General features: G+C 35.6%; 25 protein-coding genes and 1 riboswitch. Of the genes, 24 read left to right on the forward strand and 1 reads right to left on the reverse strand.

Features of this window, described 5'->3' with window-relative positions; translation table 11 throughout:
• The first annotated feature begins 3 nt into the window (after nt 1-3).
• The 24 genes from cbiB (at nt 4) to dapA (ending at nt 19919) form a co-directional block, all read left to right on the forward strand.
• Entirely contained in the window at nt 4-996 is a 993-nt protein-coding gene (cbiB, locus tag VCHSUH03_RS05920) for an adenosylcobinamide-phosphate synthase CbiB (RefSeq protein WP_105094364.1), read from the forward strand.
• A complete protein-coding gene (gene cobS / locus VCHSUH03_RS05925; RefSeq protein WP_105094365.1) occupies nt 996-1889 on the forward strand; it encodes an adenosylcobinamide-GDP ribazoletransferase in 894 nt (297 codons plus the stop codon). The genes cbiB and cobS overlap by 1 nt, the downstream gene beginning before the upstream one ends.
• Before the next feature lie 65 nt (nt 1890-1954).
• The gene (locus VCHSUH03_RS05930; RefSeq protein ID WP_105094366.1) at nt 1955-2839 is read left to right on the forward strand and encodes a GHMP family kinase ATP-binding protein; all 885 of its coding nucleotides are present in this window, start codon (nt 1955-1957) and stop codon (nt 2837-2839) included.
• A gap of 24 nt (nt 2840-2863) precedes the next feature.
• Nucleotides 2864-3994, forward strand: a complete 1131-nt coding sequence (locus VCHSUH03_RS05935) for a pyridoxal phosphate-dependent aminotransferase (protein WP_105094367.1) — start codon at nt 2864-2866, stop codon at nt 3992-3994.
• A 7-nt stretch (nt 3995-4001) separates the two neighbouring features.
• The gene (locus VCHSUH03_RS05940) at nt 4002-4640 is read left to right on the forward strand and encodes a histidine phosphatase family protein (protein ID WP_105094368.1); all 639 of its coding nucleotides are present in this window, start codon (nt 4002-4004) and stop codon (nt 4638-4640) included.
• A complete protein-coding gene (locus VCHSUH03_RS05945) occupies nt 4640-5338 on the forward strand; it encodes a pseudouridine synthase (RefSeq protein WP_105094369.1) in 699 nt (232 codons plus the stop codon). Before VCHSUH03_RS05940 ends, VCHSUH03_RS05945 begins: the two co-directional genes overlap by 1 nt.
• A gap of 70 nt (nt 5339-5408) precedes the next feature.
• Complete coding sequence (locus VCHSUH03_RS05950; protein ID WP_105094370.1) at nt 5409-6482, forward strand: M24 family metallopeptidase; 1074 nt, start codon at nt 5409-5411, stop codon at nt 6480-6482.
• Between the two features lie 15 nt (nt 6483-6497).
• Nucleotides 6498-7055, forward strand: a complete 558-nt coding sequence (gene efp / locus VCHSUH03_RS05955) for an elongation factor P (protein ID WP_060924599.1) — start codon at nt 6498-6500, stop codon at nt 7053-7055.
• Nucleotides 7056-7189: 134 nt separating this feature from the next.
• On the forward strand, nt 7190-7570 hold the full coding sequence (locus VCHSUH03_RS05960) for an Asp23/Gls24 family envelope stress response protein (protein ID WP_105085612.1): 381 nt from the start codon (nt 7190-7192) through the stop codon (nt 7568-7570).
• Between the two features lie 12 nt (nt 7571-7582).
• On the forward strand, nt 7583-7978 hold the full coding sequence (locus tag VCHSUH03_RS05965) for an Asp23/Gls24 family envelope stress response protein (protein ID WP_105085613.1): 396 nt from the start codon (nt 7583-7585) through the stop codon (nt 7976-7978).
• On the forward strand, nt 7968-8372 hold the full coding sequence (gene nusB, locus VCHSUH03_RS05970) for a transcription antitermination factor NusB (RefSeq protein ID WP_105085614.1): 405 nt from the start codon (nt 7968-7970) through the stop codon (nt 8370-8372). Before VCHSUH03_RS05965 ends, nusB begins: the two co-directional genes overlap by 11 nt.
• Nucleotides 8372-9325 (forward strand): Kae1-like domain-containing protein, encoded by a 954-nt coding sequence (locus tag VCHSUH03_RS05975; RefSeq protein WP_105085615.1) that lies wholly within the window; start codon nt 8372-8374, stop codon nt 9323-9325. The genes nusB and VCHSUH03_RS05975 overlap by 1 nt, the downstream gene beginning before the upstream one ends.
• Nucleotides 9326-9327: 2 nt before the next feature.
• On the forward strand, nt 9328-10551 hold the full coding sequence (gene xseA, locus VCHSUH03_RS05980) for an exodeoxyribonuclease VII large subunit (RefSeq protein ID WP_105085616.1): 1224 nt from the start codon (nt 9328-9330) through the stop codon (nt 10549-10551).
• Nucleotides 10526-10732, forward strand: a complete 207-nt coding sequence (gene xseB / locus VCHSUH03_RS05985) for an exodeoxyribonuclease VII small subunit (protein WP_105085617.1) — start codon at nt 10526-10528, stop codon at nt 10730-10732. Before xseA ends, xseB begins: the two co-directional genes overlap by 26 nt.
• 9 nt (nt 10733-10741) lie before the next feature.
• On the forward strand, nt 10742-11620 hold the full coding sequence (locus VCHSUH03_RS05990) for a polyprenyl synthetase family protein (RefSeq protein WP_105085618.1): 879 nt from the start codon (nt 10742-10744) through the stop codon (nt 11618-11620).
• Nucleotides 11621-11648: 28 nt separating this feature from the next.
• Nucleotides 11649-12128, forward strand: coding sequence for a divergent PAP2 family protein (locus VCHSUH03_RS05995; protein WP_105085619.1), 480 nt, complete (start codon nt 11649-11651; stop codon nt 12126-12128).
• The gene (locus tag VCHSUH03_RS06000) at nt 12125-12928 is read left to right on the forward strand and encodes a TlyA family RNA methyltransferase (RefSeq protein WP_105094371.1); all 804 of its coding nucleotides are present in this window, start codon (nt 12125-12127) and stop codon (nt 12926-12928) included. Before VCHSUH03_RS05995 ends, VCHSUH03_RS06000 begins: the two co-directional genes overlap by 4 nt.
• 9 nt (nt 12929-12937) lie before the next feature.
• A complete protein-coding gene (locus VCHSUH03_RS06005; protein ID WP_105085621.1) occupies nt 12938-13822 on the forward strand; it encodes an NAD(+)/NADH kinase in 885 nt (294 codons plus the stop codon).
• Between the two features lie 27 nt (nt 13823-13849).
• Nucleotides 13850-14425, forward strand: a complete 576-nt coding sequence (mnmM, locus tag VCHSUH03_RS06010; protein WP_105094372.1) for a tRNA 5-(aminomethyl)-2-thiouridylate-methyltransferase MnmM — start codon at nt 13850-13852, stop codon at nt 14423-14425.
• 320 nt (nt 14426-14745) lie between these two features.
• Nucleotides 14746-15201 (forward strand): arginine repressor, encoded by a 456-nt coding sequence (gene argR, locus VCHSUH03_RS06015; protein ID WP_024065706.1) that lies wholly within the window; start codon nt 14746-14748, stop codon nt 15199-15201.
• A 4-nt stretch (nt 15202-15205) separates the two neighbouring features.
• Nucleotides 15206-16870 (forward strand): DNA repair protein RecN, encoded by a 1665-nt coding sequence (gene recN, locus VCHSUH03_RS06020; RefSeq protein WP_105094373.1) that lies wholly within the window; start codon nt 15206-15208, stop codon nt 16868-16870.
• 41 nt (nt 16871-16911) lie between these two features.
• A riboswitch (Lysine riboswitch) is annotated at nt 16912-17083 on the forward strand.
• Nucleotides 17084-17157: 74 nt separating this feature from the next.
• A complete protein-coding gene (gene dapB / locus VCHSUH03_RS06025; protein WP_105094374.1) occupies nt 17158-17955 on the forward strand; it encodes a 4-hydroxy-tetrahydrodipicolinate reductase in 798 nt (265 codons plus the stop codon).
• A gap of 23 nt (nt 17956-17978) precedes the next feature.
• Nucleotides 17979-19010, forward strand: coding sequence for an aspartate-semialdehyde dehydrogenase (locus VCHSUH03_RS06030; protein ID WP_105094375.1), 1032 nt, complete (start codon nt 17979-17981; stop codon nt 19008-19010).
• Nucleotides 19011-19031: 21 nt separating this feature from the next.
• Nucleotides 19032-19919 (forward strand): 4-hydroxy-tetrahydrodipicolinate synthase, encoded by an 888-nt coding sequence (gene dapA, locus VCHSUH03_RS06035; protein ID WP_105094376.1) that lies wholly within the window; start codon nt 19032-19034, stop codon nt 19917-19919.
• A 92-nt stretch (nt 19920-20011) separates the two neighbouring features.
• Here dapA and lexA read toward each other — a convergent pair whose 3' ends face one another.
• On the reverse strand, nt 20012-20683 hold the full coding sequence (gene lexA / locus VCHSUH03_RS06040; protein WP_105094377.1) for a transcriptional repressor LexA: 672 nt from the start codon (nt 20681-20683) through the stop codon (nt 20012-20014).
• Between the last annotated feature and the right edge of the window lie 106 nt (nt 20684-20789).

Raw genomic sequence — 20789 nt, forward strand, 5'->3', positions numbered from 1 at the left:
TATATGGAACATTTAACAATCTTGCATTGGTTTACAAAGTATAGCTTTGTATGTATACCAGTCTTAGCATTTTTATTAGATTTACTCATTGGAGATCCTAATAGTAAATACCATCCTGTAGCTATTATTGGTCGCATTATATCTTTTTTTGAAGCAGTTCTCTATAAAGATACTGATAACGATACTAAAAAATTATGGTACGGTGGTATTGCGGTTGGCTTAATCCTCGTTTCTGTATATATTATAGTGTCTTTAATATTGTGGCTTGGTGGCGTAATTGATGAATGGGTAGAATATGCTCTTGAAGTAATTATTTTATATATTGCTATATCTCCACGTTCACTAGCTGGTGCAGGCTTTACTATTAGCCAATTAATTAAACAAGATAATATTGTAGAAGCACGCAAGCGATTATCTTGGATTGTAGGTCGCGATACAGAAGAATTAGATGAAAGTGAAATTACACGAGCTACGGTAGAAACCATTGCAGAAAACACAGTAGATGGCATTATTGCTCCGTTATTCTTCTTTATCCTTGGCGGTCCAATGGGTGCAATTCTATATAGAACTGCCAATACTATGGACTCTATGCTTGGGTATAAGAACCAAAAATATTTATACTTTGGACGAGTAGCAGCTCGCTTTGATGACGTGCTCAACTGGATTCCTGCACGCATTACCTTTATATTATTAATAATTTCTGCATTCTTTTTACGCTTTGATGCTAAAAAAGCCTTACAAATTGGCTTGCGTGATGCCCATAAGCATCCAAGTCCTAATGGCGGTTATGCAGAAGCACCAGTTGCAGGAGCCTTACATATTCGATTAGGTGGTTACAACCAATATTTCAAAAAAATGACCTTCCGTGAATACATGGGAGATCCCATTGAAAAATTAAATCGTAACCACATTACACGTACAATTTATATGATGTATTTTACGACTATACTAATGATTATAATTAGTACAGCCATTACTTATGGGATGAATGTATAATGACACCTTTTTTCATAGCATTACAGTTTCTAACACGTTTAAAAATCGTTAATCAAACAGAATGGTCTGTAGAAGATTTTGGTAAATCCGTTGTAGCCTTTCCCTATGTAGGCTTAATTATTGGCCTTATTTTAGCATTATTGTATGGTATATTATCACCATTTATACCGTTAGTACCATTGATGTTAATCCTTGTGATAGCGGAATTCTTAATTACAGGTGGTCTTCATGCTGATGGCCTAATGGACACCAGTGACGGTTTATTTTCTGGACGTGAAAGGGACCGTAAGTTAGAAATTATGAAAGATAGCCGTATAGGCTCTTTTGGTGTTGTTGCTTTTGTATTTGTTACACTTTTAAAATGGCAATTATTAACAGTGATTCCAACAGCGGAATTTATTCCAATGGCACTGATTATGATGCCATTAATGAGCCGTTGGTCCCTTGTTTTGAGTATTCGATCCTATCCCTATGCACGAGAGCAGGGGATGGGGGCTGCATTCGCCAATTTAGCACCAAAACATGTTATTACGTACAATACACTTTCAACCTTCTTTATGCCTATTGTAATATTACTAATTGGTGTAATTTTATATACCCTTTTATATGGTGTATATTCTATTTTTTCTGTAGCTGATGTAGGCTATGTTGTTGGATTAGGTGTATTGGTTTACGCTACATTAGGTATTTTTCAAATCAATATTGTAAGTATGATTATTACCTATATTATCAATCGTATACTTAACCATTATATTGTTAAGCAACTTGGTGGTACTACAGGTGATACTTACGGATTTGTTGTTGAAGTTACAGAGGTTTTACTACTTTTAATTTATATTATTATATTATCTGTATTATCTGCTTCTGTGGCCTCTAACACTACGATGTTTTAATAATTATTTATCCATTGTTTTGTAAAAATAATTACTATTTTTGTTTAATGCGAAAGGAGTTTAATGTGACCTATTATGTAAGAGCCCCAGGTACATGTGGGGAATTTCTACAAGGTTCTATTAATGGCCAGTCATTTTTAGTGACTTGTCCTATTAATCGTTACTCCTACGCATTAAGTAATGTAAAACATCCATTTTCAAAACATTATTGTGCATTACAACCTAAGTCAGCTCTGGCAAGACAATTAGTACAACGATTATTAAAGAAAAATAATAAAGATCAAACTTGTCCACCTGTATATGTACGTTCTGACATTATACAAGGTAAAGGAATGGCTTCAAGTTCTGCGGATATTTCTGTAACGGCTATGGCTACTGCTTTAGCTATGGATTATAATTTATCACTAAAAGAACTAGAGCAAATCTGTTTATCTGTAGAACCTACAGATGCTTCATTTTACCAAGGTGTAACGCAGTTTGATTATATTAAAGGTACCATTTCTCAACCACTAGGAATGTGTCCGCCATTGAAAATTCTTGTATTTGATGAAGGCGGTAGTATAGATACCATTACCTTTAATCAACAAGTAGATTTACAAACTAAAATTTTAGAAAAAGAGTCTATTATACGTGAGTCACTAGATTTATTTAAACGAGGCTTAAATACACATGATATCAATTTAATTGGTCAAGCAGCTACATTGAGTGCTTTTGGTAATCAACGCATACTATATAAAGCAAACTTATATGATTTTCACGATATAGGTAATTACTATAACAGTGTTGGTACAATCATAGCTCATAGTGGTACCATAATGGGACTTCTATTTCCCGTAGATTATGGTCGCATTGATGATTGTAAGCAAGAAATCATACGTAAGTTACCTCACTTATCCTATGTGGATACAGTAGAAACCACAAATGAAGGATTAACCTATATTAAACGATAATATATTTAATAGAAAGAGAATTAAATGTCTAAGATACATGGGGGCAATATATTTCAGTTTGCCCATGAACAACGAATTGAACCATATGAGGTAGTCGACTTTAGCGCTAATATTAATCCCCTTGGACCTAGTCAACGTGGATTAGATGCATTAAATGCACAATTACGCTATATTTCTCATTACCCTGATGCTACCAATGATGATGTATTAAATGCTATTGCTGATACATATGGAATGAATAAACATCAAATTATAGTTGGTAATGGTGCAGCCGAGCTATTATATGCTATTTGCCGTTTACCTAGCTATACAGGTGCTTTTGTTCCAGCACCAGGGTTTTCTGAGTATAAAGAGGCTCTTGAAGCAAGTAAGATTCCTGTACGTGATATTTTTTATCGACCTCGGGAAGATGATAATGGAAAACCTTATTTTGAGGTACCATATTTGGCATTAGAAACCTTTGCAGCTGAACTAAAAGGGCAAGATGGTCGCATCATTGTATTTTTAGGTAATCCTAATAATCCAGATGGTACATCACTTGATAAAGATCATATTCGCACTGTAGCGAGCATGTTGAAAGATGCAAATAGCTTACTTGTTATAGATGAATCATTTATCGATTTTGTTGGTAATGATCCATTACAAGATAATGAGTATTCTATGCGCTCATTAGTAAATGAATTTGATAATATCATCGTAGTTCATTCCTTCACAAAATTCTATGCTGTACCTGGTTTACGCATTGGTGCCGCTTTTGCTAACAAAACATTAATTACTCAATTACAGCAATATATCCCTAGTTGGTCTGTAAATACATTAGCGCAAGCATATACAAAGGCTGCCTTGAATGATGTGGATTACATTAAGCGAACAAAACAAGAATTGAATGAAGAAAGAGCATTCATGTACAATGCATTAGATGCTTTAGAAGGAATCACTGTATATCCACCTTCAGCTAACTTTATTTTGTTCCAAGTTAATCAAGAAGGAATTACAGCAAACTATATTAATGAAGAGCTGAAGAAATATAATATGATTGTGCGCAATTGTGACTCCTATGTAGGTTTAACTAATCACTGGGTACGCATTGCTATTAAAGATCACGAGACTAATATCAAACTAGTGGATAAACTGACAGATATTTTGAAAGTATAGGAAGATTATGAAGACATTATATATTGTGCGCCATGGTGAAACTGATTGGAATAAAATGGGGAAATATCAAGGTATTACAGATGTTCCTCTCAATGAAAACGGTTTAAATCAAGCTAAAGCATGTGGTAATGCCCTTAAAGATGTTACCTTTGACCGTATCTTATCTAGTGATTTAAGTCGTGCCTTAGTTACAGCGGAAACGATTCGAGGTGACCGCACAACATCTATCACAGTAGATAAACGATTGCGAGAGCTTAACTTTGGTGACTGGGAAGCTATGCTATTTTCAGACATTGAAGCACGTTGGCCTGGCCTTATTGATGAAATGTATTTGCGGCCTCATCTTGTAAAAGTACCAAATGGCGAAAGCTTTAAAGATTTGCAAGATCGTGCCTGGGCAGGTCTGGAAGAATTCCTCAATGTTAATGATGAGGAAGAGACTCTTTTAATAGCATGTCATGGCGGAACTATTAGAACCTTATTATGTAAATTATTAGATATTTCTATTAGTCATTGTTGGAATTTCAGCCAAGGTAATACAGCTATTAACCGTATTTTCTATAATGGTATGGGCGAATATGATCATAATATTTTGAATTTGCTCAATGATACAGCTCATGTTGAATTACTCCAAGGACATGTATGATGCGACTCGATAAATTATTAGCTAATAAAGCTTATGGCAGTCGAAAAGAAGTTCATCAACTCTTAAAGGATCAAAGAGTTACTATTAATGGTGAAATAACAACAAAAAAAGATATCCACGTTGATATTGAGTCTGATGTAATAACGGTTGATGGACAAGTAGTTAATACTAAGCAGCAGTATTATGTAAAATTTCATAAACCCAAAGACTATGTTACCGCTGTGGAGGATGCAAATCATCCTGTTGTAATGGATTTATTGCCACCTGAATATATTAAAATGGGAGTAGTTCCAGTCGGAAGGTTAGACAAGGATACAGAAGGATTACTGTTGCTTACCAATGATGGTGTTTGGGGACATTCAATCATTAATGGTAATAAACATGTATCCAAGGTTTATTACGTAGAATATGATGGTGAGTTAACAGAAGAAGGAATTCAACGTATAAAAGAGGGGATTGTACTAGGTGACGGAACCCATTGCAAGCCTGCTTTAATTGATGTTGTATCTTCTCAATCTCTGCATATTACCATTGAAGAAGGCAAATATCATCAGGTAAAACGTATGATTGGCGCTGCAGGCGGTACTGTTACATATTTAAAACGGTTAACTATAGGTCATATAGATTTAACAGGGATTGAAGAGGTTGGTTCTATACAGGACTTAACCATTGGTGATATAGAGGCTTTCAAAAAATAGCATAAAATTCTATTCAATATAGGTATTTTATGGTAAGATTAATTGTACTTTATTGACTAGGAGCATGATTATGAATGGTTTAAATCTGCTACAACAGTATATTAAAGAGCAAGAATTAACAGGTGTCATTTTGATGAGCCCTATTAATCTACATTATTTTGCTGGTTTTACTGGTACTACAGGCTTTGCTATTATTACACAAGATAAAGCCTTTATGATTACTGATTTCAGATATACTGAGCAAGCTACAAAACAATGTGAAGGATATACAGTCATTCAATATGAATCCTCTGTTATGGATACTCTTGTTGATATATTCAATGAGCATCATATTTACGAAGGTTTATTCGGTATTGAAGGCAAGCAAATGCCGGTAGATACGTATGAAACCTTATGTGATACATTAGATGAACGCTTTAATTTTACATCTATCAATTTTGCTAAACTACGAGCAGTTAAGCGAGAGGATGAATTAGAATTATTGCGAAAAGCCGCTAAAATTGGTGACGACGCCTTTGCTGCATTACTGCCACAATTAAAGGTAGGAATGACAGAAAACGAAGCGCGCATCATATTAGAAACAGAAATGTTAAAACGTGGATCAGAGGAACCTTCCTTTGCAACCATCGTTGCTTCTGGTAACCGTTCTAGTATGCCTCATGGTGTAGCCAGTGATAAGGTCATTGAAGCAGGTGATTTTGTTACCTTCGACTTTGGCTCCGTATATAAGGGTTACCATTCAGATATGACTAGAACTATTGTAATGGGTCCTGCCTCTGAATTACAAAAAAAGCTGTATAGTATAGTTTTAGAAGCACAAAAACGCGGTGTAGCTGCTGTTCGGGCTGGTATTACTGGTAAAGAACTCGATGCAGTATGTCGTGATTATATTAAAGAACATGGATATACCAAGGAATTTAATCACGGCACTGGTCATGGCGTAGGTCTTGAGATTCACGAAGAACCAGTGGCTAATACAAAATCCGATACAGTATTTACAGAAAATATGATCATTACGGTAGAGCCTGGTATTTATATTACAGGTACTATCGGATTGAGAATAGAGGATAGTGTCATCGTCAAATCTGACGGCTATGAGGTGTTGACACATAGTCCAAAAGAGTTAATTGAAATAGGTATTTAGAAGGAGAAGAGTTAGATGATTTCCAGTAATGATTTTCGTCCAGGTGTAACCGTTGAAATCGACGGTAATGTATGGCAAGTAGTTGATTTCCAACACGTTAAACCAGGTAAAGGTGCTGCATTCGTACGTACTAAAATGAAAAATTTGCAAACTGGTTCTGTAGTAGAACGTACGTTCAATGCTGGTGAAAAAGTGCCTAAAGCACATGTTGACCGTCGTCGTATGCAATACTTATACGAATCTGATGGCGCTTACACATTCATGGATAACGAAACTTATGATCAAGTTGAACTTAACCTTGAACAACTAGGTGATGCTAAAAACTTCCTTCTTGAAAATATGGAAGTATCCATCATGTTCTTCCAAGGTATCGTAATCGGTATCGATTTACCTGTAGCTGTTGAACTTCGAGTAGTTGAAACAGACCCTGGTATCCGTGGTGATACTGCTACTGGTGGTAACAAACCAGCTGTATTGGAAACAGGCTACACTGTAAAAGTACCTCTCTTCATTGAAGTAGATGATGTACTTCGTATTGATACTCGTACAGGTCAATACATCGAACGTGCCTAATACGTATTGATATGTATTGGGGCTAGATCTTTTCATGGAATCTGATTCCCCATATATCTAACATTTGCACTGTAAGCACTTGTCGTCTATGTAATTATATATAGGGACAAGTGCTTTTTTTGAAAGAGGCCAGTATGACCAAGAAAAATACTGAACTAGAGTCTGGTAAAATTAAGATTAGTGAAGATGTATATGCTACGATTGTTACTATAGCAGCGCTTGAAACAAAGGGTATACATCATATGAGCTCCACCTTTAATGATGATGTAAATGCCTTCTTTAGACGTAAATCTGATTATGAAGGTGTAAAGATATCATTTAACGATGAAGGAGCTCTTTCTGTAACATTATATGTTTGCATTCAATATGGATACCGTATCCCTGATGTGGCCTTACGTTTACAAGAACGTATCAAAACAGCTTTAGTTTCTTATACCGAAATTGAGGTACAAACCATTGATGTAGTGGTACAAGACATTATTTTTGATGATTTAGTAACACCATCACAGCCTTAGGAGGGTATCTATATGAGTTCAGACAATCAATTAAACTATGGATTAGATATGGATACCATTGATATTGCAGACTCTGTCATCATCGATGTAGCTACTAAAACGTTAGCTACGATTCCAGGTATTCATTCTTTAAGCCCTCGCTTTTACGATGAACTAGTAGAGGGCATTACACATGCCTTTGGTCAACGTAGTTTACCAGGTATTAATGTTAAACATCGTAAAGGTTTTATTGAAATTAATATTTATATTAAAGCCTTGTATGGATACAATCTTATTGAATTATCCAAACAATTGCAGTTAGAAATCAAACAAACCTTAAAGAATATGCTTGATCTTAATCATGTTAAGGTTGATGTTCATATTGAAGGTATTGTTAAAGAAAAGGAGTCAACTCCACATGGTAATTAAGCGAAATCGACGTGAAGCACGTCAATACGCATTTCAAATGTTATATGCTAATGAATTTCATTCAGACCAAAGTGATGTTCAATTTCCAGAAGGACATATGCATAAATCTATGGATAAGGCCTATGCGAATAATATTATAAATGGTGTATTATCCACTTCTGATACTATAGATGCAACATTACAGCCATTTTGTAAATCACGTAAAGTTGAAAACTTAGACAAGGTTGATCGTGCTATTTTACGTATTGCTCTATGGGAAATGACAAATGAAGATGAACTTTTAGAACCATCTATAGCTATTAATGAAGCTATTCAATTAGCTAAAGATTTTGGTTCTGATTCTTCTTATAAATTAATTAATGCAATTCTAGATGCATATAATAAGAGTAAATAATGAAACGATATTACTTAGGCATTGATACTAGTTGCTACACTACAAGTTGTGCCATTATAGATAGCGACTTTCAAATAGTTGGGGAAGCCCGCAAAATATTAGAGGTCAAACAGGGTGAGCGAGGACTACAACAATCAAATATGGTCTTTCAACATACAAAGGCATTGCCTAAGTTGATATCTGAATTGCCACAACTACCAATTAGTGGTGTCGGTGTTAGTGGTTTTCCTAGACGTGAGGAAAATTCCTATATGCCAGCCTTTATGGTAGGGCTAGGGTATGGTCAATCTCTAAGTCATATGATGAATGTACCTTTACAAGTTTTTGCACATCAAGAAAATCATATTTTAGCTGCCCTTCGAGAACTAAAAACAATTCCTAAAGATCCATTTTTAGCACTTCATTTATCAGGTGGTACTACGGAGCTCGTATATTGTCATTATAAAGGAGAAGGCATATTTGAGTCTCACATTATTGGCGGCTCTAAGGATTTACAAGGCGGTCAATATGTAGATCGTATTGGTGTTGCAATGGATTTGCCATTTCCTGCAGGTAAGCATCTAGAAGCATTAGCATTACAAACTACAGAATATGAACCATTACCATCTTCTGTAAAAGAAGGTTGGATAAGCTTTGCTGGGCCATGTAGTGCGGCTATGCGTCGCATTAGTGATTCCATGAATGATATAGAAAAATCTAATCTATCGCGTGCTGTATTCACCTCTATTGGAAATGCACTAGAAAAAATGATTAACTATCATTTAAAAAATAAACCTGTTAAAACATTAATTGCCGTTGGTGGTGTAATGAGCAATAGTATACTTCGTCATCGTATGGATCATTATTGTAGACGTAATCACATTACATTACACGTGGCACAACCACAATTTTCTGTTGATAATGCCACTGGCAATGCTTTTGGCGCTGCTTTTTTAGAGGAAACTAGAGGATAATCGTGAATGTATTAACCATTACACAATTAAACAATCTTATAAAGCGCACCTTAGACCGTGAATATCTACTTAAGAATGTCTATGTTAGCGGCACCATTATTAATGCAAAGCGTCATAGTAGTGGTCATATGTATTTCTCTTTAAAAGATGAAGAATCCGCTATTGATGTTACCATGTGGTCTAGCACTGTTATGCAAAAAGGGTTGGCTAATGCCATTCAAAATGGTCTATTAGTAACTGTAAAAGCATCTGTTAATTTTTACAATAAAATGGGCCGTTTAAATCTCATTGCATCCGATATGCAAATAGGTTCTAAAAGCCCATTACAGCTTGAATTTGACGCTTTAAAACGAGAATTAACTGCCTTAGGATACTTTGATGATAGCCATAAACAAAATTTACCGTACATGGCAAGTTGCATAGGGATTGTTACATCTCAATCTGGCGCTGTATTACATGATATTTTACATGTCAGTGAAAGACGAAACCCATTAGTTCGATTTAAATTGTTCTCCGTTCCTGTCCAAGGTAATACAGCAGGACCTGTTATAGCTAAAGGAATAGCAGCAGCTGATGCTGACCCAGAGGTAGACCTTATCATCGTTGGTCGTGGTGGCGGATCTATGGAGGATTTATGGTGTTTTAATGATAGAGCAGTTGTAGAGGCTATTTATACTGCTAATACACCAGTTATCTCAGCAGTAGGTCATGAAACAGATTATACCTTATGTGATTATGTAGCAGATGCTCGTGGAGCAACGCCAAGTCACGCTGCAGAAATGGCTGTACTTCCTATTATTACACTACAAGATCAATTAACAGAAAAAGAAGAATACCTACACGAGTTTATACGTTATACTTTACAGCAGAAACGTACAGATTTAACATTGCTCTTTAATCGTAGATTAGGTATTCCAGCTCTACAATTTTTGCATAAACAGAAAACGCATTTACAAGAGCTTTCACAATCATTAACTAATGCTACAAAAGAACGATGCAATACAAAGAAACACAGTTTAGCATTATTAACTCAACAATTAGAATCTCTTAATCCATTACAAATGATGGTAAAAGGGTTTGCAAAGGTTGAACATAATGATAAACCTATAACGTCTGTTACTCAATTACATCCAAAGGATGATATACGAGTTACACTTGCTGATGGTTATGTGAATGCTACGGTAAAGGAGGCGCATAAAGATGGCCGCATCACTAAAAAGTTATGAAAAAAAATATAAAGCCTTAGAGGATATTGTGAAACAATTGGACGATGGTGATATGACCATCTCTGAACTCTTAACTCAATATAAAAAGGGCTTAACACTAGTAAAAGAATGTGCAGAAATGCTCGATTCAGTTGAAAATGAAGTTCAACAAATTATCGAAGAAGTTCGCATCAGCGAATAAGGAGATTCTATGTTCAAAGATTATTTAGGGTCTAGCAAACAACATATTGAACAATGGTTAGGTGAGGTATTAAGTAGCCCAAATCAAGAATTTAAACCTCTTTATGAATCCATGAGTTATAGCTTAATGCAAGGTGGTAAGCGAATCCGACCAATCTTATCTAAAGCTGTGTTAGAAATGCTTCATAAAGATCCAGCTGATTATAAGGAATTTCTATGTGCCATGGAGTGTATCCATACATATTCCTTAGTACATGATGATTTACCAGCTATGGATAATGATGATTATCGCAGAGGTAATTTAACAAATCATAAAGTTTATGGTGAAGGTATGGCTATTCTAGCTGGTGATGGTTTATTAACTTATGCTTTTCAACTAATGACTGAGAATAAAACTGCTACGCCTCAGCAAAAAATAGATGCTATTAAATGTGTAGCTGCTGCAGCAGGCCCGGAAGGTATGGTCGGTGGTCAAGCCTTCGATATGCTCAGTGAAGATAAGCATATCCCACTAGAAGAGTTAAAGGTTTTGCACAGTGGAAAAACGGGTGCATTATTTAATGCGTCAGTAGAATTAGGCCTTATTTTAGGCAATGCAGATACGGCTACTCGAACAGCGCTTATGGAATATGCTAATTGTTTAGGATTGTTATTCCAAATTACTGATGATATTCTAGATGTAACTGGAACAATTGAAGAATTAGGAAAGACTCCTGGTAGTGATATTCGACAACATAAATCGACGTATGTATCTTTCCTTGGTTTAGAAGGAGCAAAAGAGCAAGCCGCATTAGTTGGCCAACAAGCTCACGATGCATTAGATTCTGTTTCTTATGATACATCTATATTATCTGCTCTAATTGATTATCTTTTAGAACGAACTAATTAATTGGTATTACCTGAAGAAGGTATAAATAATGATTGATATATTACCACAAATAGCACACAACTACATAGCGCAAGCTGCATTTTGGGGATGGTTTACTGCGCAGGCTATCAAATTTGTATGGCAACTAGTTCGGCATGGTAAATTTAGTCCAGAACGCCTTGTGGGTTCTGGGGGATTTCCCAGTTCCCATACATCCTTTGTAATCGCTACAACTACGGCTATATATCTAAAAAGTGGAGCTTCGGATTTATTTATTCTATCCTTAGTATTTTCTATTGTAGTTATGTATGATGCATCTGGGGTGCGATTAGAAGCTGGGCGTCAAGCTCAAATTCTAAATCAAATTGTAGATTATTTTACAAAGAAAAACATACCTGTTGTCATTACTCGTAAAGAGGCCTTAAAAGAATTATTAGGACATACACCAATAGAGGTATTTGGGGGATTAATCCTCGGTATTCTTGTTGCATGTATTCAATTTTATTATATTTATAATGGTGTTATATGAGCAGTAAAGAACGTTTAGACATACTCCTCGTTAACCGAGGACTTTTTGAAAGTAGAGAAAAGGCAAAAGCGGCCATAATGGCTGGCCAAATCTTCATGGATACTACGCGTATTGATAAGGCAGGTACCAAAATTCCTATAGATGCCAATATTGTAGTAAAGGGCAATACTTTGCCTTATGTTAGTCGCGGTGGATTAAAGTTAGAAAAAGCCATTCAAACGTATCCTATCAACTTACAGGATGCTATTATGGTTGATATAGGTGCTAGCACAGGTGGTTTTACAGATTGTGCCCTACAAAATGGTGCATCTAAAGTCTTTGCCATTGACGTAGGCTATAATCAATTGGCTTGGAAATTGCGTCAAGATCCGCGTGTGATTAATATGGAAAAGCAAAATATCCGTACTATTACACCTGAGCAACTTGGTGAACTTGTGGACTTTATTTCTATTGATGTAGCATTTATTTCTTTGGACAAGGTTCTGCCAGTTGCGACTACCTTATTAAAGGATACAGGAGCTCTTGTAGCTTTGATTAAGCCTCAATTTGAGGCGGGTAAAGAGAATGTAGGTAAAGGCGGTATTGTACGGGATTCTGAAATCCATAAAGAAGTTTTACATCGTATCTTACACGTTGCTCATGATTGTGGATTATATATTCACGGCTTAACGTTCTCACCAATTAAAGGCATGGAAGGTAATATTGAGTTTTTAGGTTATTTTAAAAAGTACGAAGAAGGGGCTTTAGCCATTGATAATGCTTTAATTGATTCAGTGGTTGCAGAAGCCCATTCATTATAGGAGATTACAATGCGTATCGGATTCTTCCCAAACATGGGGAAAAGCAATATTATGGCAGTTCTAAAAATGGCTGCACATATTTGTAAAGATGAAGGTATCGAAGTATTTTTGCCAGATGATCTCGAATCAGATGCACCTGCACGAGTACTTAAGATTCCTGAAACTCATATTTTAAGTCGTCCAGAAATCTTTAAACAAATTGATATTGCCTTTAGTTTTGGTGGTGATGGTACCATCATCCATTTGGCAAGACAAATTTACCCATATAATGTACCTGTTTGTGGTATTAACCTTGGTGAGCTAGGCTTTTTAAACCAAATTGAAGTTCATCAAATGCAAAGTCACATTAAACGTATTGCAAATGGTGATTATAATATAGAAAAACGTGGACATTTATATGCATATATTGACCGAAATAATGGTAATGAAGAAGAATTAGTACCTATCATTAATGAAATTGTTATTACCCGTGCGGAACCAGCTAAAATGGCACGTATCAATATGTCCATCAATAATCAACATACGCAAATGTATCCTTCTGATGGCTTGATCATTTCTTCTGCCACAGGCTCTACAGGATATAATCTATCTGCAGGTGGTCCTATTATGAAGCCTGATAATAGATCAATTATTGTGACTCCTGTAGCACCACATCTTATTCAAGGCGTTTCTCTTGTATTGGAAGAGCATGATACAATTCAAATCACCATGCCAGAACGAGAGCCTCAATTACATATCTGTATAGACGGTACATTTGACTATACGTTTACCAATAAAGAAACATTACATATAAGCTCCAATCCAGTATATTGCTTATTCGTACGATTTAAAGATCAATGTTTCTTTGGTACATTATTTAAAAAATTAGCCTCTCGTCGTGACGAGTTATTATAATACTAAAATCTCAAGTGGGGTGATTTTGTGATTAACATTAACAATGCTGTTCAGTTTCAACATTTAATCTGGGATCGAGTAATGAAACACGCTAATGTTGTAGTAGATGCAACATGTGGCAATGGCCATGATTTATTATATTTAGCAGAGCGAGCAAGAAAAGGCTGTCATTTATATGGCATCGATATCCAAATGAAAGCTATTAATAGTAGCCAAGAATTATTGCAATCAAATGATATAGCTGAAGATGTGAGCCTAACATTTATCCATGACTCCCATGATCGTGCATTAGCTAATCAGTTAAAAGATGAAGTAATTGATTTAATGATTTTTAACCTAGGATATTTACCGGGTGGCGATCATCAAGTTATAACTAAACCGCATCAAACAATTGACGCTATAAAAGAGGGTTTAGAGAAATTATCTAAGTCTGGAGTTATCACAATTGTTGCTTACCCTGGAACAACAGAAGGGGCAGAAGAAATGCAGATCCTTAAATCGTATTTAACAGATTTAGAACAGAAATTGTATAATGTATGTCATTGGCATCCAATGAATCAAATAAACAATCCACCTGAGTTATTTATATTGCAAAAACGATAAAAAGAGATATATCTTTATTCATTATGAATAAAAGTCATAAGAAACATGTAAAAGCCCCTTTATAGGGGCTTTTATTTATACATGCATATTATTCTAGTTTTAAATTATTAATTTCGTATAAATAGATGAAGCCTATAGGCTATGTGTTTGTACGTCCTCAATCTATAGAATGTTAACGTTTTTTTAAATATAAATATAATATGCATAACTAGTATGAGATATGCGATTTATACCATATATTAATTATGAATATATGGTATAATAATAGCAGAAAGATACTATTCTCTTTTATGTGCAAGTTTTAAAAAAGGGAGTTCAAAATGAAACGCTATCGCTATAACAAAATTAAAGAAATCGTTCAGTCCAAGGCGATTGAAACTCAGGAGGAATTAGCAGCGGCCTTATTAGAAGAAGGTATTGAAGTAACGCAAGCTACTGTTTCTCGTGATATTAAGGAATTGATGTTAATCAAAATTCCTACAGGCGATGGACACTATCGATATGCATTATCTCCAGAAGAAAATGTAGTTCTATCTCGTAGTCGAATCAATCGATTATTCCAAGATTCTCTAATTAAGGTAGATCATAGCTTGAATCAAGTTGTATTACATACAATTCCTGGTTCAGCTCAATCCGTAGCATTTTCTATTGACCATGCAAAATGGTCTGAAATTATTGGTACATTAGCTGGTGATGATACAATTTTGTTAATTGCAAAATCTGAAGCTGAAGTTCCAGCAATTTTAGCGAAAATTCAAGATTTAATGAAGGACTAAATAGATGTTAACGCAAATGAGCATTCGCAACTTTGCGTTGATTGAGCAAATGAATATTTCATTTAATGATGGCATAACTATCTTTACCGGCGAAACTGGGGCAGGGAAATCCATATTAATGGATGCCTTTAGTATCCTTTTAGGAGAGCGCGCAAGCAGCGAGTTCATTCGTCACGGTAAAGATAGTTTTGTTATAGATGGAATATTTGATATTGCCAATCACCAAAGTATACAAGAGCTATTAGAATCTAAAAATATTATGGTAGAAGAAGGGGAATTAATTCTCTCCCGTTCATTTAATCGCAATGGTAAATCTACTATCTTAGCTAATGATCAACCTATACCATTAAAAGCATTAAAAGAAATTGGTCAACATTTAGCAGATATTCATGGTCAATATAGCAATCAACGATTGTTAGATGCAGATACTCATCATGAATATTTGGATACGTATAATAAAGAAGGACAAGTAGCTTATAAGGCCTATTTAGATGCTTATAAAGTATATAAGCAAGCTAAACAAGATGTGGATCACTTACAAGAAAATATGTCTGAACGAGCACGTGAGCTCGATATGCTACGATATCAAATTGATGAAATTGAAGAAGCCGGTCTCACTATGGGTGAAGATGTCTCTATTGCAGAAGAATTAAAACGTCTTGATAGCTTTGAGCATATTGATAAGGTATTAGGTTCTTGTTATGACGCCTTCTATAATGGACGCCAACCATTACTAGACACTATTAACTCTATCAAGGTAGAGGTTAATGATCTTGTAAAGTATGATAGTGAATTAAAGGAAGTATCTGAAATGGTTGACTCTGCTTATTTTCAATTAGAGGAAGCAGCCCAATCATTAGATCGCTACAGAGATACTATCAGCTATGATGAAGAGCGCTATAAGTATTGCCAAGATAGAGATACAACTATTTACGGCTTAAAGAAAAAATATGGTGAAACTGTAGAAGAAATTTTAGCATACGAAGAAAAGGCACAAGCTCGTTTAGAGGAGCTTGAAGGCCTCGTATTTGCTCAAGATGAATTAGAGGCTCGTTTAGATAAAGCTCAAAAAGTCGCAGAAGAGGCTTTAACGGTTTTACATGACATTCGTCAAAAAAATGCAAAAACTATCGCTAGTGCATTACATCAAGAATTAGTAGATTTAGGAATGCCAAAAGGTGATATTCAGTTCCATATAGAGGATGGCGAAGGATTATCTCCTTTAGGTGCTAAATCAATTGAACTACTATTTTCTGCCAATAAAGGGGAGCAATTATTACCGCTTCACAAGGTAGCCTCTGGTGGTGAATTAGCTCGTATTGCGCTAGCCTTCAAATCTGTATTCCGTACTGACACTTTCAAAACAATGGTATTTGATGAAATCGATGTTGGTATCAGTGGAGATATAGCGTTAAAAGTAGCTGAAAAGATTCTACATCTATCTAAAACTAATCAAGTATTCTGTATCACTCATTTACCTCAAACTGCGAGTATTGCTAAGCAACATTATCACTTGTCTAAAATAGAGCAAGATGACCGTACAGTTTCAACATTATCTGTACTTAATGAGGATGAACGCGTTACGCAAATCGCTTCCATGATGTCTGGTCGAGGTATGTCCTCAACAGCATTAGCAGCGGCAAAAGAACTAATTGCCCATTTTAATTGACTAAAATCGCATAATTACTTATACTAATAGTATTAAGTGAATATGTTGATAGAGGTGCGAGTATAAATAGTAATCATGAGGAGTAGGCATGCATTGATCCATGATAAAAGGGATGCTTGCCGAAGTTCGGTGATTGCGACTCATCGTTCTGGTTGTCTATTTAATAAATGGACGACTGTCATCAATTTGAATTGGTGGAGTGCTATCATTGAGCTTTTAGTAACAGTTATAAGCTATATAAACTATAAGGCCAGTGGATGCATCCACTGGCTTTTTGGGAGGTATATATGATTCGAGTAATGGTAAATGGCGCTGGCGGTAAAATGGGCCGCGAAGTAGTCAAAGCAGTACATAATGATCCTGAGTTAACATTAGTAGGTGGCATCGATCCTACTAAGGCAGGTCAAGATGTAGGCTCCGTAGCAGGCATCGAACAATTAGGAATTACAATGAATGCCTCCATCGATGAGGTTCTAGATACTAATAAACCTGATGTAATTGTAGACTTTACAAATCCTGCTGTTATTTATGAAAATGCTAAAAAAATGTTATCTGCAGGTATTCATGTAGTTATTGGTACTACAGGTTTAACTGCGGAACAACGTGACGAATTAGATGCTATTGGTCGCCAAAATAATGCAAACTGCCTTGTAGCACCTAATTTCTCTCTTGGTGCAGTTATGATGATGAAGGTTTCTGCAGAATTGGCACCATATTTCCCTAATGTAGAGATTATTGAACTACATCATAACCATAAATACGATGCCCCATCTGGTACATCTATTTTAACAGCTAAATTAATTAACGAAGCTAAACAAGCGGCGAATGCAACGCCTGATGAGGATTTGACTCGTGAAAGTTTACCAGGTGCTCGTGGCGCTAAGGTTGATGACGTAACAATCCACAGCGTTCGTTTACCTGGTTACGTAGCTCACCAGGAAGTACTATTTGGTGGCTATGATGAAACGTTAACAATTCGTCACGATAGTTTAAGCCGACTTTCCTTTATGCCAGGTGTAGTATTAGCATGTAAAAAAATTAGTGCTAAAACTGGTTTAACTTACGGCTTAGAGCATTATTTATAATATTAGAGCAAGGAGATATAGTAATGAAAAAACCTAATGTTGCAATTCTTGGTGCTACTGGTGCAGTAGGTGCTGAATTTATTACACTTATTGAAGAGCGTAATTTCCCATATGAAAATTTAAAATTGTTGGCATCTGCTCGTTCTGCAGGTACTGAACTTACAGTGAATGGAAAAACATATGTAGTAGAAGAAGCAAAGCCAGAATCCTTTGAAAATATTGATATCGCGTTATTTGCAGGTGGTTCTATTTCTAAAACATTAGCACCAGAAGCTGCTAAACGTGGTGCAATTGTTATCGATAACTCTAGTGCATTCCGTATGGATCCTGAGGTACCTCTTGTTGTACCAGAAGTAAATCCAGAAGATATCTTAAAACATAAAGGTATTATTGCTAACCCAAATTGCTCTACTATTATTATGAGCTTAGGTTTAAAACCACTACATGATATTTCTCCAATTAAACGCATCGTTGTAAGTACATATCAAGCAGTATCAGGTGCTGGTAAAGAAGGTATTGAAGAACTTGAAAACCAAGTAAAACAATATACTGCTGGCGAAGAAATGACTGCAAACTTATTGCCAACAGGATCTGCCCCTAAACATTATCCTGTAGCATTTAACTTATTGCCACAAATCGATGTGTTCTTGGACAATGATTACACAAAAGAAGAAATGAAAATGGTCAATGAAACACAAAAAATTCTTCATGACGACACAATTCAAGTAGTACCAACTACTGTACGTGTTCCAGTGTATCGTTCCCACTCTGAATCTGTTTTAGTAGAAACAGCTGAACCAGTTTCTGTAGAAGCTTTCAGAGCAGCATGTGAAAAATTCCCAGGTTTACAAGTAAAAGATAATCCTGCAGAACAAATTTATCCAATGCCATTATATACGTCTAATCAAAACGACTGTGAAATCGGCCGTATTCGTAAAGATTTATATAACGACAAAGGTATGAATTTCTGGATTGTAGGGGACCAAATTCGTAAAGGTGCAGCACTTAATGCGTTGCAAATTGCTGAGTACTTGGTAGAAAAACAAGCATTTTAATCTATCAAGGGGAGGACAGATATGAAAACCTTTGGTCGAGTATTAACGGCTATGATTACATCATTTAATAATGATGGATCCCTTAACATAGAAAATAGTGTAGCTATTGCTCATCATTTATTAGATAATGGATCCGATGGACTCGTTGTATGCGGTACAACAGGGGAAAATCCATCCATGTCAAAAGAGGATAAATTAGCATTATTTACAGCTATTGCTAAAGAATGTGGTCATAAAGGTTCCATTATTGCTAATGTAGGTTCAAATGACACAAAAGCTTCTGTAGACTTTGTAAAAGAAGTATCTAAAATTGATGGAATCGATGGTTTATTAGTTGTAGTACCTTACTACAATAAGCCTAATCAACAAGGTCAATACTTACACTTTAAAGCTATTGCAGAGGCTACTACACTGCCAATCATGGTATATAATGTACCAAGCCGTGTAGGAACAGGCATTTTCCCAACAACACTAGCACAATTACATAGTGAGTATCCACATGTATGCGCGATTAAAGAAGCTAGTGGCAATCTTATGATTTCATCTGAAATTAAACGCTTAATGCCTGAGGATGACTTCATGGTATATAGTGGAGATGATGGTCTTACATTGCCAATGCTATCTGTAGGAGCATGCGGTGTTGTATCCGTAGTTTCTCATATAGCGGGCAAAGATATGAATGCTATGATTCAAGCTTATGAATCTGGTCATAATCACGAAGCGCTTCGTATTCATCAAAGCTTAGCGGATATCATAAAAGCTATGTTTATTACTACAAATCCTATTCCTGTTAAATATGCAGTCCGTAAAATAGGTTTACCTGCTGGTGTATTTAATTTGCCAATGTGTGACCCTAGTGCCGAAGAAGCAGCATATATTGATAAAGCTTTAGCAGAATATGTAAAATAAAATAAAAGCAGGAGCTATTTAATATAGCTTCTGTTTTTTTTTACAAGTCTTAAGTATAATAAAAAACCGGCAACCCAAGTTGCCGGTTTTTTCTATATTCTGTCTCGTACAAGACCAATGACAAGACCTTCAATATGACAGTCATCTACAATGATTGGATCGAAATTATCATTTTCTGGTTGCAAACGAATGTGACCATTTTCTTTATAGAAACGTTTTACTGTAGCTTCGTCATCGATACGTGCTACAACAACATCACCATTATCAGCCGTATTTTGATGGCGTACGATGAGCATATCACCTTCATACATACCAATATTCATCATGGATTCGCCTTGAACGCGTAGTAAGAAGCAGTCAGAATCACCAGTTAATTGAACAGGTAATGTAAGAGTAGACTCTAAATTTTCTACCGCTGTAATAGGCATACCTGCTTGTACAGTACCAATAAGAGGAACTTGTTTTAAACCAGACCCTAAGAACTCAAAATTATCAGAACTAGATGTTTCATTACCATCTACAGAAATAGAAGGTTTTGTATCCTCTAGTACTGTAATAGCGCGATTTTTATTAGGATCCCGTTTAATATAACCAAACTTTTCAAGAGCATTCAAATGAGATTGCACAGTAGAAGTAGAACTAAGGCCTACATGGGTACAGATTTCACGAACAGTAGGACAACGATATTCATTATGTAAAGAGTCCTTAATAAAATCTAATATACGGCGCTGTTTAGTATTAATATCTGTAGCAGGGCGTCTCACGATGAACCTCCATAGTCAATAGTCAATGTAATGTCAAAATAATATAGATATATATGCGGAAAAATTTACTCATTTCGTACTATATAATAAAAACATAAGATAATTA

Source organism: Veillonella infantium (assembly GCF_002959895.1).
Classification (GTDB): domain Bacteria; phylum Bacillota; class Negativicutes; order Veillonellales; family Veillonellaceae; genus Veillonella; species Veillonella infantium.

What these genes read in the sequence shown, in the direction of transcription:
- VCHSUH03_RS05945 (WP_105094369.1), top strand. Translation starts at nt 4,640, where the DNA reads ATGCGACTCGATAAATTATTAGCTAATAAAGCTTATGGCAGTCGAAAA.
- dapB (WP_105094374.1), top strand. Translation starts at nt 17,158, where the DNA reads ATGATTCGAGTAATGGTAAATGGCGCTGGCGGTAAAATGGGCCGCGAA.
- VCHSUH03_RS05975 (WP_105085615.1), top strand. Translation starts at nt 8,372, where the DNA reads ATGAAACGATATTACTTAGGCATTGATACTAGTTGCTACACTACAAGT.
- VCHSUH03_RS05940 (WP_105094368.1), top strand. Translation starts at nt 4,002, where the DNA reads ATGAAGACATTATATATTGTGCGCCATGGTGAAACTGATTGGAATAAA.
- dapA (WP_105094376.1), top strand. Translation starts at nt 19,032, where the DNA reads ATGAAAACCTTTGGTCGAGTATTAACGGCTATGATTACATCATTTAAT.
- VCHSUH03_RS06005 (WP_105085621.1), top strand. Translation starts at nt 12,938, where the DNA reads ATGCGTATCGGATTCTTCCCAAACATGGGGAAAAGCAATATTATGGCA.
- VCHSUH03_RS05990 (WP_105085618.1), top strand. Translation starts at nt 10,742, where the DNA reads ATGTTCAAAGATTATTTAGGGTCTAGCAAACAACATATTGAACAATGG.
- cbiB (WP_105094364.1), top strand. Translation starts at nt 4, where the DNA reads ATGGAACATTTAACAATCTTGCATTGGTTTACAAAGTATAGCTTTGTA.
- cobS (WP_105094365.1), top strand. Translation starts at nt 996, where the DNA reads ATGACACCTTTTTTCATAGCATTACAGTTTCTAACACGTTTAAAAATC.
- nusB (WP_105085614.1), top strand. Translation starts at nt 7,968, where the DNA reads ATGGTAATTAAGCGAAATCGACGTGAAGCACGTCAATACGCATTTCAA.
- VCHSUH03_RS05965 (WP_105085613.1), top strand. Translation starts at nt 7,583, where the DNA reads ATGAGTTCAGACAATCAATTAAACTATGGATTAGATATGGATACCATT.
- VCHSUH03_RS05935 (WP_105094367.1), top strand. Translation starts at nt 2,864, where the DNA reads ATGTCTAAGATACATGGGGGCAATATATTTCAGTTTGCCCATGAACAA.
- xseB (WP_105085617.1), top strand. Translation starts at nt 10,526, where the DNA reads ATGGCCGCATCACTAAAAAGTTATGAAAAAAAATATAAAGCCTTAGAG.
- argR (WP_024065706.1), top strand. Translation starts at nt 14,746, where the DNA reads ATGAAACGCTATCGCTATAACAAAATTAAAGAAATCGTTCAGTCCAAG.
- VCHSUH03_RS05960 (WP_105085612.1), top strand. Translation starts at nt 7,190, where the DNA reads ATGACCAAGAAAAATACTGAACTAGAGTCTGGTAAAATTAAGATTAGT.
- efp (WP_060924599.1), top strand. Translation starts at nt 6,498, where the DNA reads ATGATTTCCAGTAATGATTTTCGTCCAGGTGTAACCGTTGAAATCGAC.
- VCHSUH03_RS06030 (WP_105094375.1), top strand. Translation starts at nt 17,979, where the DNA reads ATGAAAAAACCTAATGTTGCAATTCTTGGTGCTACTGGTGCAGTAGGT.
- VCHSUH03_RS06000 (WP_105094371.1), top strand. Translation starts at nt 12,125, where the DNA reads ATGAGCAGTAAAGAACGTTTAGACATACTCCTCGTTAACCGAGGACTT.
- VCHSUH03_RS05950 (WP_105094370.1), top strand. Translation starts at nt 5,409, where the DNA reads ATGAATGGTTTAAATCTGCTACAACAGTATATTAAAGAGCAAGAATTA.
- recN (WP_105094373.1), top strand. Translation starts at nt 15,206, where the DNA reads ATGTTAACGCAAATGAGCATTCGCAACTTTGCGTTGATTGAGCAAATG.
- VCHSUH03_RS05995 (WP_105085619.1), top strand. Translation starts at nt 11,649, where the DNA reads ATGATTGATATATTACCACAAATAGCACACAACTACATAGCGCAAGCT.